The organism is Palleronia sp. (assembly GCF_042089775.1).
Lineage (GTDB): Bacteria > Pseudomonadota > Alphaproteobacteria > Rhodobacterales > Rhodobacteraceae > Palleronia.
The window spans coordinates 14,561-31,826 of the sequence record NZ_JBELKF010000040.1; the positions used below are offsets into that span (position 1 = coordinate 14,561).

General features: G+C 67.4%; 15 protein-coding genes. 8 read left to right on the forward strand and 7 right to left on the reverse strand.

The genetic code is table 11. From position 1 onward, the window contains the following. The first annotated feature begins 2 nt into the window (after nucleotides 1–2). The gene (locus ACFDS3_RS11190) at nucleotides 3–1,358 is read left to right on the forward strand and encodes an oligosaccharide flippase family protein (protein ID WP_375262438.1); all 1,356 of its coding nucleotides are present in this window, start codon (nucleotides 3–5) and stop codon (nucleotides 1,356–1,358) included. Here the strand turns inward: ACFDS3_RS11190 and ACFDS3_RS11195 are convergent. From ACFDS3_RS11195 to ACFDS3_RS11210, 4 genes are read right to left on the reverse strand one after another with little or no spacing between them, the layout of a single operon-like run. Then, entirely contained in the window at nucleotides 1,355–1,924 is a 570-nt protein-coding gene (locus ACFDS3_RS11195) for an acyltransferase (RefSeq protein ID WP_375262439.1), read from the reverse strand. The two genes, ACFDS3_RS11190 and ACFDS3_RS11195, sit on opposite strands and share 4 nt — an antisense overlap. After that, nucleotides 1,921–2,856, reverse strand: coding sequence for a glycosyltransferase family 2 protein (locus ACFDS3_RS11200; protein WP_375262440.1), 936 nt, complete (start codon nucleotides 2,854–2,856; stop codon nucleotides 1,921–1,923). Before ACFDS3_RS11200 ends, ACFDS3_RS11195 begins: the two co-directional genes overlap by 4 nt. Further along, complete coding sequence (locus ACFDS3_RS11205) at nucleotides 2,843–4,093, reverse strand: O-antigen ligase family protein (protein ID WP_375262441.1); 1,251 nt, start codon at nucleotides 4,091–4,093, stop codon at nucleotides 2,843–2,845. The genes ACFDS3_RS11200 and ACFDS3_RS11205 overlap by 14 nt, the downstream gene beginning before the upstream one ends. Further along, nucleotides 4,090–5,229: a right-handed parallel beta-helix repeat-containing protein gene (locus ACFDS3_RS11210; protein WP_375262442.1), complete on the reverse strand. Its 1,140-nt coding sequence runs from the start codon at nucleotides 5,227–5,229 to the stop codon at nucleotides 4,090–4,092. Before ACFDS3_RS11210 ends, ACFDS3_RS11205 begins: the two co-directional genes overlap by 4 nt. Before the next feature lie 136 nt (nucleotides 5,230–5,365). Between ACFDS3_RS11210 and ACFDS3_RS11215 the strand changes: the two genes are divergently transcribed. Beyond that, a complete protein-coding gene (locus ACFDS3_RS11215; protein ID WP_375262443.1) occupies nucleotides 5,366–5,869 on the forward strand; it encodes an acyltransferase in 504 nt (167 codons plus the stop codon). Here the strand turns inward: ACFDS3_RS11215 and ACFDS3_RS11220 are convergent. After that, entirely contained in the window at nucleotides 5,806–7,065 is a 1,260-nt protein-coding gene (locus tag ACFDS3_RS11220; protein ID WP_375262444.1) for a glycosyltransferase family 4 protein, read from the reverse strand. The genes ACFDS3_RS11215 and ACFDS3_RS11220 overlap by 64 nt on opposite strands. A gap of 199 nt (nucleotides 7,066–7,264) precedes the next feature. Here ACFDS3_RS11220 and ACFDS3_RS11225 point away from each other — a divergent pair, with 199 nt between their 5' ends. After that, a complete protein-coding gene (locus tag ACFDS3_RS11225) occupies nucleotides 7,265–8,311 on the forward strand; it encodes an acyltransferase family protein (protein WP_375262445.1) in 1,047 nt (348 codons plus the stop codon). Here the strand turns inward: ACFDS3_RS11225 and ACFDS3_RS11230 are convergent. Further along, nucleotides 8,308–9,324 (reverse strand): NAD(P)/FAD-dependent oxidoreductase, encoded by a 1,017-nt coding sequence (locus ACFDS3_RS11230; RefSeq protein ID WP_375262446.1) that lies wholly within the window; start codon nucleotides 9,322–9,324, stop codon nucleotides 8,308–8,310. The two genes, ACFDS3_RS11225 and ACFDS3_RS11230, sit on opposite strands and share 4 nt — an antisense overlap. Before the next feature lie 46 nt (nucleotides 9,325–9,370). Between ACFDS3_RS11230 and mnmD the strand changes: the two genes are divergently transcribed. Both mnmD and ACFDS3_RS11240 read left to right on the forward strand, forming a co-directional pair. Continuing rightward, entirely contained in the window at nucleotides 9,371–10,033 is a 663-nt protein-coding gene (mnmD, locus tag ACFDS3_RS11235) for a tRNA (5-methylaminomethyl-2-thiouridine)(34)-methyltransferase MnmD (RefSeq protein WP_375262447.1), read from the forward strand. Beyond that, a complete protein-coding gene (locus ACFDS3_RS11240; RefSeq protein ID WP_375262448.1) occupies nucleotides 10,030–10,896 on the forward strand; it encodes a DMT family transporter in 867 nt (288 codons plus the stop codon). The genes mnmD and ACFDS3_RS11240 overlap by 4 nt, the downstream gene beginning before the upstream one ends. Before the next feature lie 3 nt (nucleotides 10,897–10,899). On the opposite strand, the gene ACFDS3_RS11245 is transcribed toward ACFDS3_RS11240, so the two are convergent. Continuing rightward, nucleotides 10,900–11,592 carry a glutathione S-transferase family protein gene (locus ACFDS3_RS11245; protein ID WP_375262449.1) on the reverse strand — a complete coding sequence of 231 codons (693 nt, stop codon included), beginning with the start codon at nucleotides 11,590–11,592 and terminating at the stop codon, nucleotides 10,900–10,902. A 115-nt stretch (nucleotides 11,593–11,707) separates the two neighbouring features. On the opposite strand from ACFDS3_RS11245, the gene ACFDS3_RS11250 reads away from it, so the two are divergent. The 3 genes from ACFDS3_RS11250 to ACFDS3_RS11260 all read left to right on the forward strand — a co-directional run bounded on the left by ACFDS3_RS11250 (nucleotide 11,708) and on the right by ACFDS3_RS11260 (nucleotide 16,909). Further along, the gene (locus ACFDS3_RS11250) at nucleotides 11,708–12,577 is read left to right on the forward strand and encodes a Ku protein (protein ID WP_375262450.1); all 870 of its coding nucleotides are present in this window, start codon (nucleotides 11,708–11,710) and stop codon (nucleotides 12,575–12,577) included. Next, nucleotides 12,577–15,090, forward strand: coding sequence for a DNA ligase D (gene ligD, locus ACFDS3_RS11255; protein WP_375262451.1), 2,514 nt, complete (start codon nucleotides 12,577–12,579; stop codon nucleotides 15,088–15,090). The genes ACFDS3_RS11250 and ligD overlap by 1 nt, the downstream gene beginning before the upstream one ends. A 109-nt stretch (nucleotides 15,091–15,199) precedes the next feature. Next, nucleotides 15,200–16,909, forward strand: coding sequence for a Hint domain-containing protein (locus ACFDS3_RS11260; RefSeq protein ID WP_375262452.1), 1,710 nt, complete (start codon nucleotides 15,200–15,202; stop codon nucleotides 16,907–16,909). Nucleotides 16,910–17,266 lie beyond the last annotated feature (357 nt).

Below are 17,266 nucleotides of genomic sequence, written 5' to 3' on the forward strand. Positions count from 1 at the left end.
CCATGCTGATGAACGCCGCGTTCCTGCTGGTCGGCCATGCCGGGACGGCGGCTTGCCTGCTGGCGCGCAACCTCGCTGTGGCCGCGCTCGTCCCGGCCGCGGATTACGGCGTGGCGGTCAGTTTTGCGATCGCCATGGCGTTGGTCGAAATGGGGACGCAGATCGGCGTGCCGAGTCAGATCGTGCGCTCCACGCGCGGGGAGGAGGCGGACTGGCTCGCCGCGGTCCACGGGTTCGAAATCGCCCGAGGCGCTCTGGCAGCGGCGGTTCTGTTTCTCGCCGCGGGCCCGATCGCGACATTCCTCGGCGCTACGGACGCCGCCTGGGCGTTCCGCACCCTCGCGCTCGCGCCGCTGATCCGCGGGTTCCACAACGCGGACATCCATCGCCAGATGCGGGCGTCGCGACATGGCCCGGTGATCCTCGTCGGGCTCTGTCCTGCCGTGCTGGCGCTTGCAGTCGTCTTCCCTCTCGCGTTCTGGCTGGGTGACTGGCGGATCATGCTGGTCTCGCTCGTGCTGCAGGAGGGTGTCGCGCTCGCAGTCTCCCACGTCCTGTCGCGCAGGCCCTACCGGGCCCGCTTCGAGGCGTCGGCGTGGGGCGAGGTGGTGCGCTTCGGTTGGCCGATCCTGCTGCAGGGAGTCGTGCTGTTCGCGGCGTTCCAGGGCGACAAGCTGCTCGTCGCGCGCGGCTTGGGGCTTGAGACACTGGGCCTCTTTGCAATGGGCATGACGCTGACGCTGACCCCGGCCCTGATCCTCGCCCGGTCGGTGCAAAGCGCGTTCCTGCCACTCCTGTCGCGGTCCTCCTGCGACACGATGGCTGCGGCACCTGTAGAGGCGGGGATCGTCGCGGCGGCCGGTCTGTCGGTCATGGGCGCGTTTTGCCTGGGCCCGCTGGTCCTGCCGATCCTCGGGCCGGATTTCGCCGCATTGGGAGGGCTTTTGGCCTGGCTCGCGGTCGAGCAGGCGCTGCGGGTATTCCGATGCGGCGCCACAACGGTTGCGCTCGCGTCCGGCCGTGCGGGAGTTTCGTTGCGCGCCGATATGGTGCGGGCGGTCGGCCTTGTGCCGGCGGCGATCATGCTGTGGCAGGGCGGTGACCTGCGCGACGTCGTTGGCATCGGGGCCGCCTTCGAGGCATTTGCTTGCCTTGCGGCCTTCGTCGGGATCAGGCACCGCGTCCCGCTGGGCGCGTGCTTTCCAGCTGGTATCGCGGGGGCGGCGACCTGTGGCGCGGTATGGAGCGGCGCAGGGCCGCTAGCGGCGTCTCTGTGCTTCGCTGCAACCGTCTGCCTTGCGCGGAACCTGCTTCGGGCGAGCCGCTCCTCTGGCGCTCGGCAAGCCGCGGCGACCTAGCTGGTGCCCTCTATCCGGCGCGTACCCACGATACGGGCAGGAACGCCCGCGACGATGCTGCAGGGGGGGAAGTGGCCTCGCACCAAGGCGTTGGCGCCCACGATACAGCCGTTGCCCAGGGATGTGCCCGCCAGGATCGTCGCCCCGCGCCCGATCCAGCAATCGGCGCCGATTTCGACTGGCGCTTCGTCCATGGCCTGACGCGTGACGGGCGTGCCGTCGGCGTAGCGGTAGCCTGCCGCCGTCACCATAACGTCGGGGCCGAAGATGGTGTCCTCGCCCACGGTGATGCGGGCGCTGCCCGGCCCGGCCCACAGGTGGCACCCGGCGCCGATCGTCGTGTGCGCCCCGATCCCAAGGTTCTGGCCGTTCGCAAAGCTCGCCGTGGGCGAGATGTTCGCCGTCGGATCGACCGTCGCGCGGCGCAGCTCGGCCACATGGCTGTAGTTGTAGTAGTTCACCACCTTCAGCATGTGGCCCCACGTGCGCGGGTCGAGGATGCCAGAGATCAGCCGCAGAAAACGGCGGGGGCGCGAGAGGCGGCGCTTGTGGACGGGGTCGCTCATCCGTAGCCGCCCAACCATTCGCTGCGGCGCGACCACATCTCGGACCAGAGCGCTGCCCGCGCCCGCTGGCGCGCGTCGATCCGCGAGAGGAACGCGAATCCCGCCGCACGTCCACCGACCCAGAGCCACAGCAGAGCGCGCCCCAACGGCACCTGCCACGCCGGCCAGTGATCCGCCATCAGCGTGGCGCGGGCGCGCGCGCTTTGAACGTACTTGCCCACCCGCGCGTCCGCCGCGGCCCCGATCATGTGCATGATCTGTGCCTCGGGCGTGATCCGCGGGCGGTATCCCAGCGCGCGGGCACGCAAGCAGAGGTCGGCCTCTTCGCCATACATGAAGTAGCGCCGGTCGAACCCGCCAAGCCGGTCCCACAGGCTGCGGCGGATCATCAGGAAGCAGCCGACGACGATGTCCACCTCGCGCTCGCTATCGCGCTGCCAGCCACCCATTGCCTCGGGGTTCAGCAGGTCCGAGCGGGGGAAGGCGGCGGCAAGGCCGCTCGCCCGGCAGAAGGTGGACCAGAGCGTGTTGCGCTGCCAGCACGAGGCGATGTTGAGCGATCCGTCCGGAAACACGGTCCGGCCTCCGGTGATCCCGGCGTCCGGATGTGCCTGCGAAAACGCCAGCAGGCGGTCGACCGCGCCGGCATGGCACTCGGTGTCGGGGTTGAGCAGCAGCAGCCAGCCACCCTGTGCGCGTTCCGCCGCGAGATTGTTTGCTGCCGCGAAGCCGATATTGCCCTCAAGCGCGATCAGCTCGACCTTGGGGAACGCCGTGGCGATGGCCTCGGCCGAGCCGTCCCGCGACGCGTTGTCCACGACAATGGCGTGGAACGGGGTTTCCGTCGTCTCGTGCAGCGTACGCAGGCAGGCGAGGGTGAGCGCACGGGTGTTGTAGCTGACCACGATCACGGTCACGTCAGGCTGGGGCAAGGACGGACCTTTCGGGCAGAGTGCGGGTGAAGCGCCAAGGGCTACGGGTGGCCAAGGCGGGCTCGGGTGCCATCCAGAGGCCGGCGCCAAAGAGCAGCATGAAGATCACCTGGATCTCGCCCCAGATCGCCACTGTGGAGGCGCTGAACGCGAAACCGGCGACGAACAGCGTCCAGCCGAAGCGCATCCCTTCATCGGGCGCGCTGGCACGGTTTACATGCCAAAGCGCCGTCACGAGCGCGGCGATCAGAAGGCTCGTGGCAGGAAGACCGTGCTGCATGGCCTGCTGGAGCCAGTGATTGTCCACGCTGTCCGTCATCCAGACCGGGCGTGCCCAAGGACGGTAGCCGTTGCCGAATAGCGGCGTACGGGCCACCTGCTCGGACCCGAAGCGCCAGATGAGCGTGCGAAACTCGGCGGTCTGGGTGTCGATGGCCAGGCGAGTGCTGACGGCCGTGAAGGCGCTGCGGGTGCTGACGATCTCGATGGCGAGGTAGAACAGTGCACCGGTCGCGATGACGATGCGCCACGGTTGCCCCACCAGTGCGGCGCCTCGGTGGCAGAGGGCCAGCACGATCTGAAGGGCCACCGATAACACGGCTCCGCTGGACACCGAAAGGAGGCACCCGACCGACAGCGCGGCGGCTGCGGCGCCTCGGGCGGGGCGGACCCAACCGAGGCCGAAGAGCACCGGCGACAGCAGGAATGCGCAGAACAGGCCGTAGTGAATCGGGTGGCTGAATACCCATTGCGCCCGGTGAAGGCCGAGGCGCGCGGCATAATCGTTCTCGGCGAAGGTGGTGAAGGGGGTCCTCGCGATCATGTGCAGGATCAGCGGGACGTCGGCCGTCGCCTCGTACAGGGCAAAGGGAAGGCTGATGAGCGCGCAGGTCAGCAGGAGCTTGAGCAGGGCCGCAAAGTCATCAGCCGACCGTACCAGCACGCGTCCGGCAGCGTAGGCGCAGAGCGTGAACAAGGTCTGCTGACCCGCGAACTCCGCCACCCGTTCGGGGTGAAGCCGGCCGATGGTGAGTCCCTGCCACAGAAGAAGTGCCACGATGAAAACATCAGGCGCGCGCATGCGCGGACCCGCCGCGACCCAGCGGAGCAGCAGGAACGGCAGGACCAGCGCGGCTACGACAAGGTACGGGGTCAGCCGGACGCCGCCGATCGCCATGTGAACGGGCGTCAGAACTGCCACGACCAGCAGGCAGAGCGTGACCCGGGCGAGCGTCATGGGACAGGCTCGAGGGCAGGGGCGCCGAGTCCCCTTCCAGCCAAGGGTCCGTCTGCGCGGTAGGCGTACGAGGTGACGTCCAGTGGATCGCCCGTCCGCGCATCGACGAGGGCGCTGTCGTACCCGGCGACGCCCAGAGCGATGTTGCCCTCGACCCGCCAGTCGCGCCCCTCGGGGTGGAGGCGGACGGGCGTGACGTTGTCCTCGATCACCACGTCGCGGGCGGCCGGAGCCACGCGGATGATCGGGGTCGCGAGTGCTTCGGAGAAATTTGGCCCGGCCGAGCGGCCGTTGCGGATCAGCGTGTTGCGCCGGATCACGAGGCCCTGCGTCTCGCCCACCAGGATGCCGTTCAGATGCGCGTTGGCGATCACGTTGCCCGAGATCTCGATGTCGCGATAGAACATCTCGGAACCGGCCTCGCCCTGGTCCACCCGCTCGTTGCGCAGGTGGATCGACTGGGTCCAGAGCCCGTGGCCGGACAGGAGCAGGTTATCCGTGATCCGTATGTCCTCGGAGGGGCGATCGGTGCCCGTCGAGAACATCTGGATCATGTCGGGGTGATCGGCCGAGGCGGGCGGGCGGTCGAAGTTGCCGATGCGATTGCCCTCGATCCGGACGTGGCGCACGGCAGCCATCGTGATGCCGTCATGGCGCAGGCGATGCAGGTGATTGTCGCGGATGACGATGTCGTCGCTGCCGGACAGGACGATGCCGCGCTCGAACCTGCGGAACTCGCTGTCCCGGATCGTGACGTCTTGGCTGTCGCGGATGGTGAGCGCGGTGCCGGTGGGGCGGCTCAGATCCTCCGGCGCTCCGCCCTTGGCCAGATCGCCGTCGAACAAGACGCGGTGGAAAGAGATGCCCGTCGCGTTCCGGACCTCGACCATGCGGTGCCACAGGGGCGCGTCGTGGGCGGCGCGATAGTCGAGGACGAGATGCTCGAACGTGATGTCGGCGCTGTTCGTGACGACCAGTTCGCTCAAAACCGGCGGATCGTCCGGCTGCGCTGCAGTCAGGTTTAGCCCTTCGATCCCGTCCAGCCTGACGGCGCCGTATTCTCCGGGTGCCAGCTCGATCACGCTGCCCGGTGCGACCATGCGCAGCGCCTCGGACAGCTGCTCAGGACTGTCCACGATCTCCGCGCCGCAACTCGACGCGAGCCAGGCGAATAATGCCGCGATGATGGACCGGGCCGCGATCATCGGTGAATGTTGACCCTTCAAACGGTAGCTGCCATGTCCCTACGGGCGCGCGATTTACGGATGGTTAATGGCCGAGAGCGAAACGACGGTCGCCAAGGCGCGGCGGCGCGGGCTGAACCGGATTTCCGGGGTGCGCAACGTGCTGGTGGCGCTGAGGCGAGTGTGGCTCGTGCGGGCTTGGCGCATGGATCTGCACCCGACGGTCCAGATGTCCCTGTCGGCCAAGCTGGACCTGACCTTCCCGATCGGCGTGCATGTCGGCGCGCACAGCTATCTTGCGTTCGAGTCCCGCGTTCTGACCCATGACCGGACGCGGGGCCTCTATCTGCACACCCGGATCGGGCGGAATTGCTTCATCGGCGGCCGCGCCATGATCCTGCCTGGCGTCGAGATCGGCGACGGCTGCATCGTCGGGGCAGGCTCGGTGGTTGCGAAGTCGGTCCCGCCGGGCTGCATCGTCGCCGGCAACCCCGCCCGCATCCTGCGTGAGCGGGTGCAGGTCGGCTCTTACGGCCGCTTGGCAGACGCCGACGCGCGCGAAAGCGCGTTGGCCCTTGCCGGTCTGACCTGAGGCTTCACGGCCGCCGCGCGGCGATACGCGGCGATCAGGTTCGGCACCTGGACCGTCCAGTCGAACTTCTCCTCCAGGCGCTGGCGGCCAAGACGACCCATCTCGGCGGCGCGCCGAGGGTCGTCCAGAAGTTCGACGATTTTCGCCGCGAAATCTTCCGTGTCATTCGCCGCGGCATAAAGCGACGCCGGACCGGCCGAGACGCGCCCCTCGGTCACCTCGAACTGAACCATCGGCTTGCCGGCGGCCATGTATTCGAGGATCTTGTTCATCGTGGACTTGTCGTTCATCGGCATCACGCGGTCCGGTCCGACGCCGAGATCCACGCTGGAAAGAACGGCGAACAGCTGCTCCTGGTTCACCAGCCCGGTGAAGGTGACATGGTCGCTGAGCCCAAGGGTATCTGCCAGCCGTTCAAGGCCCGGCCGCGCCGGTCCGTCGCCCATCAAGACAAGCTGCACATCATGGCTGCGGATCACCTTCGCCATCGAGTGCAGCAGCAGGTCGAGCCCCTCCTGCTCACCCATGATCCCGACATAGCCAACAGCGTGTTGCCGTCCCCGACGCCAATTGGGATCGGGGGCGGGCGCGGAAACGCGGCTCAGATCCGGGGCCGAGCGGACCACGAAGACGTCCTCCGGGTCCTTGCCGCCGCGGCCATGCGCAAGTGCGCGGTAGCTCTCGTTGGTCGAGATCACCACGTCCGCCGCCCGGAAGGTGAGCCGCTCCATCAGGACGAGGATGCGCCAGAGCATGCCGCGGCGCCCGAACTTGGCTTCGAAGAGTTCAGGGTTGATGTCGTGGTGGTCAAAGACGAAGCGCGTGCCGAACAGCCACTTGAACGGCAACGCGACGAGGAACAGCAGGTCGGGCGGGTTGCACGCCTGAATCGTGTCGAAGCCCTCGCGCCGCTTGACCCGCCAGGCTAGGCGGGTCTGGTGCCACAGGGCGGCAGCGTATTCGCGGGCATATCCCACGGCACCCTCGCCCTCGATCGGCAGCGGATGACGATAGACCGAGATGCCCTCGATCACTTCGTGCTCTGCGTCCCACCCTTTTCCGGTGGGGCAGATCACCGTGACCTCGGCCCCTGCGTCTCGCAGCGCACGCGCCTCTTGCCAGACACGACGGTCGAAGGGGACGGGCAGGTTCTCGACAAGGATGAGGATCCGGCGACTGGCAAGCGGGAGCGGCATGGCGGTTCCTTTCCGAAACGATCGGCCGTTTCGTCCACTTGCTTGAGGATTGGTTAGGAAACCGTTGACGAGTCCTCGGCCCACCCGCCCGGACTTGAACTGACGCTTCATTAACCTTTGCGCGCCACTGGGGAGAGGGACGCTATGCCACTGTGGCGGCGCCTGCCGCCATGCGCGCGCAGTGCGGAAGAGGAACGCGATGCAATCCGACGAGACGCCTTCGCCTCGCTACAGCGGCGGTATCATCACCCCGGCAGAAGGCCTCGCACGTGGTCGTGACGCTTTCACCGCCCTGCGCATCGCCGCGGCGGTCGGGGTGCTGATCTCTCATGCGTGGCCGCTGGCATTGGGGCGCGAGGCCGTGGCGCCGCTCGAACGGCTGACAGGGCAATCGCTGGGCCATGTCTGCGTCGTGATCTTCATCTCGATTTCGGGCTTCTTCGTGACGCGTAGTTTCGACCAAGGCCGGTCGTGGCAGCGGTTCGTCGAAGGCCGGGCGTTGCGCCTGTTCCCAGGCCTCGCGGTGATGCTGCTGGCCACGTTGCTTGTCGGGCTGGCAATCACGCCGGAACCCGCGCGCTTGCTTGCCGACGCGCCGGGCTATTTCCTGCGCAACATCACGCTGGCCGAAGTCGACTACACCCTGCCGGGCCTGTTCGAGGCGACACCCTACGGTCCCGTCGTCAACGGTTCTCTCTGGAGCCTGTTTTTCGAGGCGGTCCTCTACCTCGTCGTGCTCTTGGCAGGGCTCGGCGGGCTGTTCGCGCGACCGCGGGGGCGCGACACGGCCGTAGTGCTGTTTGCGCTTGCCTGTCTGGTCGGGCCGTTCGCGGTCGAGCAGCTCCGGGTTGTCCGGCTGTGCGAGTTGGGTCTGCCGTTCTCCATTGGTGCTGCGCTCTATCTCTGGCGCGATCGGGTGCCGCTGTCGTGGACGCTTGCGGCCGGGTTGATGCTTCTGGCGCCGCTCGGCGGCCCGGTCCTGTCGCTGGCGCTGGCCTATGGTGCGATCCTCGTCGGCTTTCGCGGACCAAAGCTGCGGCTGCCGGATTACTCCTACGGTATCTACATCTACGCCTTTCCCCTTCAGCAGACCGCGGCGGCGGTGGGGGTCGAGACACCGCTGGGCAACATCGCTGCATCCTTTCTGCCGACGCTCCTGTGCGCAGCGCTGTCCTGGCACCTCGTCGAACGACCTGCGCTGCGGCTGAAGGGCCGGCGGAGACGGGCAGCCGTCAGGCAGGCCTAGCCCGGAAGGCGCAGTGGCTCGGGAATCCGGTCGAGACCGTCGAGCACGAGGTCGGCCACCAGCCGCGCGACCGGGATATGCGTGCCGAAGCCAATCTTGAAGGCGCCGTTCACCACGTAATGTCCGGGCCTGCCCGGCCACGCGCCCACGATCGGCTGGCGCGATCGGGCGCGCGGGCGCATCCCCGCCCAGCGCGCCAGCACCGGCGCGTCGGCAATCGCGGGCACTGCAGCGCGCGCCCGCGCGATCACGTCGTCGATCAGCGCGTCCGGTGCCTCGGTGAGGAAGTCGCGCTCGCTGGTCGAGCCGATGCCGACCGTCCCGTCGGCATGCGGCACGACATGAAGGCCCTCGGCGAAGATCTGCGGCAGGCCGGCGTCGTCAAAGGCAAGCCGCGCAGCCTGACCCTTGATTGGCCGGCCAACTTCAATTTCGCCGACAGACAGCGCGGCAAGTCCGGCGGCCCCGCTCGCGTGGACAACCGGCCCCCGTTCCGGTGCGTCGGCCACGACGGCGCCACCCCTCGCGCGAATCGCGCGGACCAGCGCGTCCACTGCACGCGGCGGGTCCACCCGCGCCGTCAGCGTGTCGCGGATCACCAGCCCCGTGGCCGAGAGCGGCGCCCACCGCTCGGGCGCGTCGATCACCTCCCACACGCAGCCCGGCCAGTGCGTCGCGGCCGACACCGCCCGCTCGCGTGCACGCTCCAGCGCGGCCGCGTCCGCGATCGGCTGCAGGCGCCCGGTCCGGGCATAGCCGGGATCGCCGCCTCCGGCCTCGGTCACCTCGGCCCAGAAGTCGGGCGCTGCAACGAGGCTGTCGAACTGCAGGGCCTTGATCTCGGACCACGCCTCGGGCGCGTGGGGGGCCATGGCGCCGACAGGGTTGCCGCTCGCCCCTGCGCCGGGGCCGTTCGGGTCGATCACCGTGACGCGGGCGCCGCGGCAGATGATCTCCCACGCGACGCTAAGGCCGTAGATGCCCGCGCCGCGGATGGTGACCTCGCTTGTCATCGGGTGGCCTTTCGTGGTTCTGCCGCTGGGCAAGGGGGTAGCCGCGATGTCAGCCCGTGAAAACACCGAGACGCTGGATTGGCGCGACGGCGTGCCGATCTCGCGCGCGTTCGACGACCCCTATTACTCGCTTCAGGACGGGTTGGCCGAGACACACCACGTCTTTCTGGCCGGCAACGACCTGCCCGCGCGCTTCCAGGCCGGATTTCACGTGGCCGAGCTGGGCTTCGGCACCGGCCTGAACTGCGCCGCCACCCTGCAGGCGTGGCGCGAAGACGGGGCAGAGGGGCCGCTGCGCTATACCTCGTTCGAGGCGTTTCCCTTGACGCCCGACGCTATGGCCTGCGCGCTTGCCGCGTTTCCCGCGCTGGGGCAGGCGGCGGAGGACGTCGTGGCGGCGGTCGCGGACGATGGCCCGGCCGACCTGCATCTGACCGTGGTCGAGGGCGACGCGCGCGGGACCCTGTCTGCATGGGCTGACCGGGCGGATGCGTGGTTCCTCGACGGATTCGCGCCGGCCCGGAACTCCGCGCTGTGGGCGCCCGAGCTGCTGAACGAGGTCGCACGCCATACCGCGCCCGGAGGCACTTTCGCCACCTACACGGCAGCGGGGCAGGTGCGCCGGGACCTTGCGGAGGCGGGTTTCGTGGTCGAACGCGTCGCAGGCTACGGCCGCAAGCGCCACATGACACGAGGGCGACTGGCGTGACCGAGCAGAACACGGCGGTCGGCATCCGGCTGATGATCCTGACGACCTTCGTGTTCTCGATCCAGGACGCGGTCTCGCGCCACCTGGCGGCGGAATACAACACGGTCATGGTCATCATGATCCGCTACTGGTTCTTTGCCGCCTTCGTCATCGCCATCGCGGCACGCTCGGCCGGAGGCGTGCGGGCGGCGGCAGCGACGGGACAGCTTGCCCTGCAGATCTTTCGCGGCGTACTTCTGGCGGCCCAGGTCTGCCTCATGGTGCTGAGCTTCGTCCTTTTGGGCCTGGTCGAAGCGCACGCGGTCTTTGCCTGCTACCCGCTGCTAATCGCGGCACTCGCGGGGCCGGTGCTGGGCGAAAAGGTCGGCTGGCGGCGCTGGGCGGCGATCGGGGTCGGCTTCGTCGGCATCCTCCTGATCCTGCGGCCCGGCTTTGCGGTCTTCGCCCCCGAGGCGCTGGTTCCGCTGGCCGGGGCCCTCGCCTTTGCGCTTTACGGGCTGCTGACCCGCTATGTCGGGAGGCGGGACAGCGCCGCGACCTCGTTCTTCTGGACAGGCATCGCAGGCGTGGTGGTCCTGACGCCGCCGGGCCTGTGGCTGTGGGAGCCGATGGACCTCGCCGGCTGGGGCTGGATGGCGTTCCTGTGCGTCTCGGCATCCTTTGGCCATTTCTGCCTGATCAAGGTCTACGAGATCGCCGAGGCCAGCGCCGTCCAGCCCTTCGCCTATTTCCAGCTCGTTTTCGCCAGCACCATCGGGGTCTTCATCCTGGGCGAAACGCTCGAACCGATGACCGCGATCGGCGCGGCCATCGTCGTTTCGGCGGGGCTCTTCACCCTGTTTCGGGCGCGGCGCAGGGGCTGAGGCTCAGCCGTCGGGATCAGGGATGCGGCTGCCCTTCCGCGCGGCCGGGCGCTGGTAGAAGCGGTCCACGTAGGCTGTGGCGTTGGTGAACTCCTGCCAGCTCACGTCGTCCTTCGCCTCATAGAACCCGAGCGCGTTCAGCCACGGCGCGATGGCGATGTCGGCGATCGAGAATTCGCCGGCGATCCAGTCGCGCCCCTGAAGCTGTCCGTCGATCACGCCGAGAAGACGCCGGGCCTCGGCTATGTAGCGCTTCTGCGCGGCCGGGATCTTCTCGTCCGCGAACTTCACGAAATAGCCGAGCTGCCCGAACATCGGCCCCAGCCCCGCGACCTGCCACGAGAGCCATTTCTGGACCTCCCATCGACCCGCGCCCGTTCCGCCCAGCCGGCCGGTCTTTCCCGCGAGGTAGGTCAGGATGGTGTGGCTTTCCCACAACCCGACGGGCTCTCCGTCCGGGCCGTCGGGGTCGATCATCGCCGGGATCTTGTTGTTGGGGTTCAGCGACAGGAACTCCGGCGACTTCACGTTGTCGTCCGAGAGCTTCACGAGGTGCGGCTCATAGGGCAGCCCAAGCTCTTCAAGCGCGATTGCGGCCTTCACCCCGTTCGGCGTGGGGAAGGAGTAGAGCTGGATCACGCTTTCGTCCTGCGGGGGCCATTTTCGGGTGATCGGGAAGTCGTCGAGGGTCGCCATCGAAGTCTCCTGTCTGTTTGCGCGCAACCTAAGCGCCGCGGGCGCGTCGTCACGCCTGCGTGGCGGGAGGCGGCTGGCGCGCTAGGTGCTGAGGTCGAAAGAAGGAGGGTTTGCCATGGCTCCGCGCGCCGTCTGGTCCGGTCAGTTGCGTCTGTCGCTCGTGTCGATCGCCGTCGAGCTCTACCCCGCCACCGACTCGGGGCCCCGCGTGTCGTTCCGGCAGATCCACAAGCCGACCGGCAAGCGGGTCCATTACGAGAAGACCGTCGAAGGTGTCGGCCCGGTCGATCGCGACGAGATCGTGAAGGGCTACGAGACCGAGAATGGCGAGTACATCCTGCTGGAAACCGAAGAGATCGACCGCCTCAAGGTCGAGACGTCGAAGCGGCTCGAGCTGGTGCAGTTCGTGAACCAGGACGAGATTCCGCCGCTATACTACGAAAAGCCCTATTACCTCGTGCCCAAGGACGACGGGACCGAAGACGCCTATCGCGTGATCCGCGACGCGCTGCGGGCCGAGAAGAAGGCGGGGCTCTGCCAGATCACCCTGCGCGGGAAGGAGCACCTCGCCGCGATCCGCCCCTGCGGCGACGGTCTGCTGCTGGAGACCCTGCGCTACGCGGACGAGATCCGCGGGGCCGAGCCGATGTTCTCGAAGATTCAGGACGAGGAAGCGGACGAGGACATGCTGGGCCTCGCCACGCAGCTGATCGCGAAGAAGACCAAGCCGTTCGATGCCTCGACCTATTCAGACAGCTACTACCAGGCGCTCCGCGCGCTGATCGAGACCAAGCGCGAGGATGGCGACACCGAGAAGGTGCTGGCCGACTCCGGCAAGGGCGGCGGGGGCGGTAACGTGGTCGACCTGATGGGCGCGCTGAAGGCGAGCCTTGAGCAGGATGAAGGCGAGGGCGAAGGCGCCAAGAGCACGAAGACCACGGCCAGGAAGAAGTCCACGGGCACCCGCAAGAAGAAAGCGTCGTGATGAGCGACAAGCTGAAGACGTACAACGCGAAGCGCGACTTCTCGAAGACGCGCGAGCCCGAGGGGAAGGCGGGCGCGTCACGCGGCGAGGATATGTGGTTCTCGATCCAGAAGCACGACGCCTCGGCATTGCACTACGACCTGCGCCTCGAATGGGACGGGGTGCTGCTGAGTTGGGCGGTGCCGAAGGGACCGTCGCCCAAGTCCGGCGACAAGCGACTCGCGCAGCGGACGGAGGATCACCCGCTCGACTACGGCGATTTCGAGGGCACGATTCCCGAAGGCGAATACGGCGGCGGCACCGTGATGCTGTGGGACAAGGGCACCTGGACCCCGCGCGGCGACGTGGGCGAGATGATCGAGCGCGGCAACCTAAAGATGGACATCGCGGGCGAAAGGGTCCGGGGCGGCTACGCGCTCGTGCGGTTCAAGAAGGGGGGCGACCGGGCCTGGCTGCTCATCAAGGAGAAGGACCAGTACGTCGAGGGCGACTCGGACGCACTGACCGGGCGATACCTGACGAGCATCGCGACGGGCCGCGACATGGACGCGATTGCCCATGACGCCGAGGCCGAAGAGCTTGCGACCGGCGGTCCTGACCGGGGTCTCAAGGGGCCGAAGTTCCAGAAGCCCCAGCTTGCCACCCTGGTCAGCGACGCGCCCGAGGGCAAAGACTGGGTGCACGAGACCAAGTTCGACGGCTACCGCGCGCTGGCTTCGGTGGGGAAGGGGGGCGTGACCCTCTGGACCCGCAACGGCAACGACTGGACCGGCAAGTTCGGCGCGCTCGCGGGCTCCTTCGACCCGCTGCCCTGCGACGCCTGCCTCCTGGACGGAGAGGTCATGGCCGCGAACATCAGCGGCTCGCCGTTCTCATCGCTGCAACGGGCGCTGAAGGAGAGGGGCGACCTGGTGTTCTTCTGCTTCGACCTCTTGTCGCTCGACGGCGAGGACCTGACCGGAGAAAGCCAGAAGGACCGCCGCGACGCGCTGGAAAAGCTGTGCCGCGGAATGCCGAAGAATGGTCCGCTGCGCCTGACGGACCAGGTGGTGGGCCACGGCGACAAGGTCTTTGCCGCCGCCTGCAAGCAGGGTGCCGAGGGAATCGTGTCGAAGAAGCTGTCTGCTCCTTACCGCTCCACCCGCTCGAAGGCGTGGGTGAAGGTAAAATGCACCAAGCGGCAGGAGTTCGTGGTCGGGGGCTACACGCCCTCGGACAAGAACCGCCCCTTCGCGTCCCTGCTGGTGGGCGAGCATGGGCCCGAGGGCCTGCGCTATCGCGGACGTGTCGGCACCGGCTACAGCCAAGATGACATGCAGGCCCTCGCGAAAGGGTTCACCGCGCGCAAGACGCCGCCCTTCAAGGACGTGCCCAAGGACATCTCGCGTGATGCGGTCTGGGTCAGGGCCGACACGGTGATCGAGGTCGAATTTACCGAGTTCACCGCCGACGGCCACATCCGCCACGGCGCCTATCAGGGCATGCGCGAGGACAAGGCCGCCGGGAATGTCAGCCTCGAGACGCCCCAGGACGAGGTGCTGGCGCAGGACGAGGTGCCAGAGCGAAAGGACGAGGCATCGGAGTCGAAGCCGAAGACCCGGCGGGACGGCAAGGCCGAGATTGCCGGCGTCGCGATCTCGTCTCCCGACCGCGAGGTGTTCCCCAGCTCGGGCTGCACAAAGCTCGACCTCGCGCGCCACTACGACCGCGCGGGCGAGCGGCTGGTCCAGATCGCCGGACACCGGCCCCTGTCGCTCTTGCGGGCGCCGCGGGGGCTGTCAGGGCAGATCTTCTTCCAGAAACACGCCAGCGACGGCTTCCCCGAGGCGGTGGAAGAGGTCGAGATCGAGGAGAAGAATGGCGGAACCGCAGCCTACATCTATGCGACCCGCCCCGAGGCGTTCGTGGCCTGCGCGCAGATGGGCACGATCGAGTTCCACATCTGGGGCAGTCGCACCGACCGGATCGATCGGCCCGACCGGATGATCTTTGACCTAGACCCGGACGAGGGGCTGACTTGGGACGACACCAAGTCCGCCGCCTTCGATCTGCGCGACCGGCTGTCGGACCTCGGGATCGAGGCCGGCGCAATGGTGACGGGCGGCAAGGGCGTCCACGTCTGGGTGCCGCTGCGCCGGGCGCACGGGTGGGACACGGTCAAGGGCTTCTCGAAGACGCTCGCCCACCTCATGGCCGAGGCCGAGCCCGACCGCTTCATCGCGACCATGTCCAAGGCCAAGCGCAAAGGCCGGATCTTCATCGACTACCTCCGCAACGAGCGCGGTCAGACTGCCGTGTCCCCCTATTCCGTCCGCGCCCGTCAAGGCGCGCCGGTCGCCGTGCCGGTGGAGTGGTCCGAGCTGAAGAAGCTGAAGGCCGCCAACCTCTTCCCCATGGGATCGGTCAAGGAGCGACTGGAGGAGCCGTGCCCGTATCTCGCGCAGTTCGAGAACCTCCAGCAGATCACCCGCGACACGATTTCGAAGCTCGAGGACTGGGCGTCCGAAGACTGAACATCGCCGGATTTTGTGGGCAAACGCCGCAAAGCTGACCCGCTGATCTGCATTTCTTGCCCCATTCGCGGGTCATCTCCCCTCCGTACCACTCGGGGGAGCTCGACGTATGGCGGTCTATACATTTGCCGGGTTCTCCACCTCGGACATCAGGTTCATTTCCGGCTCGTCCTGGCAGGTCGATCCGACTTGGGACGTGGATTCCGACGCCCTCGTATTCGAGGTGTGGGACGATGACTCGACGTTCGGCGGCGATGATAACGCAGACGAGGTGGGTGCCGACTCAAGCCAGTACGTCGTCGTCCGGGACGCGAACGGCTCCGTGGTGGCACAGGGGCAGGGCTATCTGGAGCAGGCCTTTACCTACACCGACGAGTACGGCCACGCCCACCCAGCCTACGTGATCGAGATCGGCGGCACCCCGGTCGGTGTCGTGGTCGACGGCCCGGTCCAGCCCGGCAACAACTATACCATCAGCACGATCTCGAATGTCGGCAGTGGAAGCTATGCCCCCGCCTACAGCACGATCGACAGCCAGACCTACGACCCCGACGACGCCAACGCCATCAAGGGGACCAGCAGTTCCGACACCCTCCTGGGCGGTGCCGGAGACGACACGATCATATACGGAAACGGCGACGACTCGGTCTCGGGCGGTGACGGGAATGACGTGATCGACGATACGGTCGACGAGCGAGGTATCGGCCAGAACACGCTCGACGGCGGGGCCGGCAACGACACGATCTACGGGAGCGACGGGGCCAGCACCATCCACGGCGGCTCGGGCGACGACAGCCTGATGGCCGAGGGCGGCAACGACTACGTCGACGGCGGCAGCGGTCACGACTACATCGTTGCGGAGCTCGGCAACGACACCGTGTTCGGCGGCAGCGGCAACGACACGATCCTGGGCGGATCGGGCGACGACGTCATTGTGGGCGGGGACGGCAACGATACCTTCCGGTATGGCGCGGGCAGTGGGAACGACACGGTCGCGGATTTCGGCACGGACGATTCCGGTGCCCTGAATGACGGCGATCGGACCAATAACGACTTCATCGACCTTTCGAACTACTACGACTCGATGTCCGAACTGCGGGCCGACTTCGACGACGACGGGGTGCTGAACCAGTCGAGCCTGTTTGATCAGCGCGGGCGACAAACCGACTACAGCGACAACACGTCGTTTGGGTCGGGGTCGATCACGATGACGAACGCAACCTCCTCGACCTTCACCAAGGGAAATACCGGCGTCACCTGCTTCACCTCCGGCACGCCGGTCCTGACCCCGCGAGGCGTCGTTCCGATTGACGACCTGCGGCCCGGAGACCTCGTCTGCACCCGCGACGACGGACCCCAGCCCCTGGCGTGGATCGGGCGCTCGGTCGTCGGTCAACCCGCCCTGCTGCGAGAGCCGCGGTTACGCCCGATCCGACTGTCCGCGGGGTACTGGGGGCTCGACCGCGACCTTCTCGTCTCGCGCCAGCACGGGATTCTTTTGGGCGACGAACTGGTCCGCGCGGCCTACCTGCTCGACCAGCCGGGGGCGCGGGTGGCCAACGGAAAGTCCCGCGTGTGCTACATCCATCTCCTGTTCGAGCGTCACCAGATCATCGTCGCCGGCGGCATCGAAAGCGAAAGCTTCTATCCCGGCCCCCAGGCTCTCACCGCGCTGAACGCCCGGGCCTTCGACGAGGTCAGCACGCTCCTCCCGGAGGTGGTACAGATTGCCGGCGGTGCGGCCGCGCGAGAACATTACGGTCCGCCGGCGCGCGCATTCCCGACCCGCCGGGAGTTGCGCCTGCGGATGGCCTCGTGAAACGAAAGAGCTCGAGAAACCGGAAGAGGCGGGAGAAAGCGGATAAGCTCGGAATGATCGAAACCGTCTTCTCCGGCGGCTGGAGGTAAGAACGAGCCCAACAGCGTTCCGCCAAGGAGGCTCATGCGTTGAGCATGTCGCACTGGCCCAGGGCGCTGTCGCCTATGGCATTCATTGGCCCCCAGAGAGGCTCGCTTATCATTCGTGCTCCCCTGAGCGTTCGGAGCTTCGTGACTGACGAGATCGGCCGCGGCTCGCTCCTCTCTGAATGCTCGCGTTCGCAGCAACTTTAACCTGCATCTCTAGGCTCTGGACTCATAACCAGAAGATGACGGTAGCGGCGAGGGCGATGGCCGA

Excerpts from the sequence above, each read along its gene's own strand:
- ACFDS3_RS11190 (WP_375262438.1), top strand. The coding sequence starts at position 3 with ATGCTGATGAACGCCGCGTTCCTGCTGGTCGGCCATGCCGGGACGGCG.
- ACFDS3_RS11195 (WP_375262439.1), bottom strand. The coding sequence starts at position 1,924 with ATGAGCGACCCCGTCCACAAGCGCCGCCTCTCGCGCCCCCGCCGTTTT.
- ACFDS3_RS11205 (WP_375262441.1), bottom strand. The coding sequence starts at position 4,093 with ATGACGCTCGCCCGGGTCACGCTCTGCCTGCTGGTCGTGGCAGTTCTG.
- ACFDS3_RS11215 (WP_375262443.1), top strand. The coding sequence starts at position 5,366 with ATGGCCGAGAGCGAAACGACGGTCGCCAAGGCGCGGCGGCGCGGGCTG.
- ACFDS3_RS11220 (WP_375262444.1), bottom strand. The coding sequence starts at position 7,065 with ATGCCGCTCCCGCTTGCCAGTCGCCGGATCCTCATCCTTGTCGAGAAC.
- ACFDS3_RS11225 (WP_375262445.1), top strand. The coding sequence starts at position 7,265 with ATGCAATCCGACGAGACGCCTTCGCCTCGCTACAGCGGCGGTATCATC.
- ACFDS3_RS11230 (WP_375262446.1), bottom strand. The coding sequence starts at position 9,324 with ATGACAAGCGAGGTCACCATCCGCGGCGCGGGCATCTACGGCCTTAGC.
- mnmD (WP_375262447.1), top strand. The coding sequence starts at position 9,371 with ATGTCAGCCCGTGAAAACACCGAGACGCTGGATTGGCGCGACGGCGTG.
- ACFDS3_RS11245 (WP_375262449.1), bottom strand. The coding sequence starts at position 11,592 with ATGGCGACCCTCGACGACTTCCCGATCACCCGAAAATGGCCCCCGCAG.
- ACFDS3_RS11250 (WP_375262450.1), top strand. The coding sequence starts at position 11,708 with ATGGCTCCGCGCGCCGTCTGGTCCGGTCAGTTGCGTCTGTCGCTCGTG.
- ligD (WP_375262451.1), top strand. The coding sequence starts at position 12,577 with ATGAGCGACAAGCTGAAGACGTACAACGCGAAGCGCGACTTCTCGAAG.
- ACFDS3_RS11260 (WP_375262452.1), top strand. The coding sequence starts at position 15,200 with ATGGCGGTCTATACATTTGCCGGGTTCTCCACCTCGGACATCAGGTTC.